Genomic DNA, 3,114 nt, shown 5'->3' with positions numbered 1-3,114 from the left:
CACGCAGCTGCTGCCCCATCGCTGGACGCCAACCGACGCTTGACCATCTCGGCGATCGGTCCCGTCAAGATGACTTCGCCGGGGGCTTACCCTCGTTCAATCATTCTTGCGCTCGGTTAAGGCAGGTTATGAGTGCGTTGGCTTGTATTTTGGATTGCAAAGTACCTGAAACTGCCTGTTTTGCTTAAAAATTGAGCAAAATTGCCAATTTTCGACCCCGAAACGGGCCAATCCGACGACGGCTGAGTCACAGCAAACATTACAACTGTATTTCAATCAGGAGTCCGGGCCATAGCGCCGTCGCACGCCCCTTCCTATCTCAATCCCTATCTGGGCAAATCGAAGCCATTGGCGGGCCGGAAAACGGGGCGGAGGGCCATTTGACCTGCCCCCTGCAAACAGGGCCAGCCGGAGTCTAGTGGAGTTCGGGGCTTTTTCTTTGTAAGCGGCTAGCGAACCCATCTTGAGTTTGACCGAGACGCTTGGGAGTATCGTGTCCACCTAACGAATAAGCGGACACGTGAACACTATCGAATCGGAATCACTCCCGGAGCGTCGTCGTCGGCAACGCTACAGCGAGGAGTTCAAAGCGCGTGTGGTTGCTGCCTGCCAGGGAATCGGCGTATCGGTTGCGGCGGTCGCGCTGGAACACAGGCTCAACGCGAATCTGCTGCGGCGCTGGATCGATCAGGCGGAAGGTCGACTTCCCAAGAGACCGTTGGGCCGTCCACCGGCCACGCCACCGTCACTGCCAGCCTTTGTGCCGTTGGCATTGGGAACGCCGAGTCCGCATTCGCCAGAGATCCGCATCGAGGTGCGCCGGGGAGATCAGTCGATCACGGTGAGTTGGCCGGTGTCCGAGGCAACCCAGTGTGCCGCCTGGCTGCGTGAGTGGCTGCGGTGATCCGTGTCGACGAGATCTGGCTGGCAGTCGATCCACTGGACATGCGCGCCGGTTTCGATACGGCCTTGGCACGTGTGGTCAAGGTGTTCGGCGCCGCTCACCCACACCATGCCTATCTGTTCGCCAATCGGCGCGCCAACCGCATGAAGGTCCTGATTCACGACGGGATCGGCATCTGGCTGGCCGCGCGACGCCTGAACCAGGGGCAATTCGCCTGGCCGCACCTTGGCAGCGAACCCAAGCAGCGTGCCTTGACGCACGAACAGCTGGCCGGTCTGGTGCTGGGCTTGCCGTGGCAACGCATCGGCGAGGACGGCGTGATCCGTGTCGTCTGAGTCCGGGGGGACGTAAACAGTTGCGCTTCCGCCGTCTGCAGGGTTCTGGCAGACTGGTCCGCATGAATTTGCCTGCCGACCTCGACGCACTCAGCCCGGAACAGTTGCGCGCCCTGACAGCGCAACTGATAGCCGAGGTCGAGGCGAAGGACCAGAAGATCAAGGAGAAGGAGCGGGAAGCGAGTGAACGCGACCGGGAACTACGCTACCGGCAGACCCGTATCGATCAACTCACCCACGAGGTCTCGGTCCTCAAGCGCCAGCAGTTCGGCCGGCGCAGCGAGCAGCTCAACAGTGAGCAGATGAACCTGCTCGACGAGGCCATCGATGGCGACCTGGTTGCCATCGAGATGGAACTCGAACAGCTTGAGCCGACACGAGTTGAACGGCCACGCGAGCAGCCGAAACGCGCACCGCTGCCGCCGCAACTGCCGCGCACCGACATCCATCACGAACCGGATAGCACGACGTGCCAGTGCGGTTGCGAACGCATACGCATCGGCGAGGACGTGAGCGAGAAACTGGACTACACGCCAGGCGTGTTCACGGTGGAGCGGCACATCCGCGGCAAGTGGGTGTGCAAAGCATGCGAGACGCTGATCCAGGCGCCGGTTCCGCCGCATGTGATCGACAAGGGCGTGCCCACTGCCGGGTTGCTCGCGCAGGTGCTGATCGCCAAGTACGGCGACCACTTGCCGCTGTATCGCCAGGAACAGATCTTTGGTCGTGCGGGACTGGCCATTCCGAGATCCACGCTCGGTGCCTGGGTGGGCCGGTGTGGCGTGCAGTTGCAGCCGCTGGTCGACGCACTCCGCCAGGCCATCCTGCAACAGAGTGTGCTGCACGCGGACGAGACGCTAGTGCAGATGCTCAGCCCCGGCAAGGGCAAGACACACAGGGCGTACCTGTGGGCGTATACGCCGACTCAGTTCAGCGAACTGCGCGCGGTGGTCTACGACTTCGCCGAGAGCCGCGCCGGTGCGCACGCCCGCACGTTCCTGAGGGGCTGGCACGGCAAGCTGGTGTGCGATGACTACAGCGGGTACAAGGCCTCATTCCAGCGCGGCATTACCGAGATCGGATGCGCGGCCCATGCCCGACGCAAGTTCTTTGAATTGCATGCCAATCACAGCAGCCAGATTGCCGGGCAGGCCCTGCCGTTCTTTACCGCGCTCTACGACATCGAACGGGAGGCCGCGGCATTGAATGCCGACGAACGGCAGCGGCTTCGCCAGCACCGCGCCAAAACGGTGTGCGATGCGCTCCATGAATGGCTGGTGGCACAGCGCAAACCCGTTGCGGAGGGTTCGGCGATTGCAAAGGCGCTGGACTACAGCCTGAAACGTTGGGACGCACTTACGCGCTATCTCGACGACGGGAACGTGCCGATCGACAACAACTGGGTTGAAAACCAGATCCGTCCGTGGGCAGTCGGACGGTCCAACTGGCTGTTCGCCGGATCGCTGCGTGCGGGACAGCGCGCAGCCGCCATCATGAGCTTGATCCGCTCGGCGCAGTTGAACGGGCTCGACCCGCTCGCCTATCTGAAGGACGTCCTCACACGCTTGCCGACCCACAAGGCCAGCGACATCGACGCGCTGCTGCCGCATCACTGGCAGCCTCTCTTGAGCACCGCCTAAACTCGCTCGTCAAGACGGGTTGGCTGGCCGCTTACTTTTCTTTTTCCGCTGCATCCACGCACAACTCATTCGATGCAGCCGGATCTCATCCGCAGGCGGAATTGGCCGAGGCAGCCAGTCAGGCAATGAGTGCTCGACTTGAGCGGTAAGCCCCCGGCGAAGTCATCTTGACGGGACCGATCGCCGAGATGGTCAAGCGTCGGTTGGCGTCCAGCGATGGGGCAGCAGCTGCGTG

Annotated in this window: 3 protein-coding genes; all 3 read left to right on the top strand. The window is 62.1% G+C overall.

Annotation, left to right across the window (positions count from 1 at the left end; genetic code table 11):
* Positions 1–520: 520 nt before the first annotated feature.
* The 3 genes from tnpA to tnpC all read left to right on the top strand — a co-directional run bounded on the left by tnpA (position 521) and on the right by tnpC (position 2,879).
* Positions 521–904: an IS66-like element accessory protein TnpA gene (tnpA, locus tag ACPUER_RS36160; protein WP_232518019.1), complete on the top strand. Its 384-nt coding sequence runs from the start codon at positions 521–523 to the stop codon at positions 902–904.
* Positions 892–1,239 (top strand): IS66 family insertion sequence element accessory protein TnpB, encoded by a 348-nt coding sequence (gene tnpB, locus ACPUER_RS36155; protein WP_148092775.1) that lies wholly within the window; start codon positions 892–894, stop codon positions 1,237–1,239. The genes tnpA and tnpB overlap by 13 nt, the downstream gene beginning before the upstream one ends.
* A gap of 62 nt (positions 1,240–1,301) precedes the next feature.
* A complete protein-coding gene (gene tnpC, locus ACPUER_RS36150) occupies positions 1,302–2,879 on the top strand; it encodes an IS66 family transposase (RefSeq protein WP_425133500.1) in 1,578 nt (525 codons plus the stop codon).
* Positions 2,880–3,114 lie beyond the last annotated feature (235 nt).

The sequence above is a fragment of the Burkholderia sp. DN3021 genome, assembly GCF_049805555.1.
Taxonomy (GTDB): Bacteria; Pseudomonadota; Gammaproteobacteria; order Burkholderiales; family Burkholderiaceae; genus Burkholderia; species Burkholderia pyrrocinia_C.
Note: the sequence above shows the minus strand (reverse complement) of the source record. Positions and strands in the feature narration are given on the sequence as shown.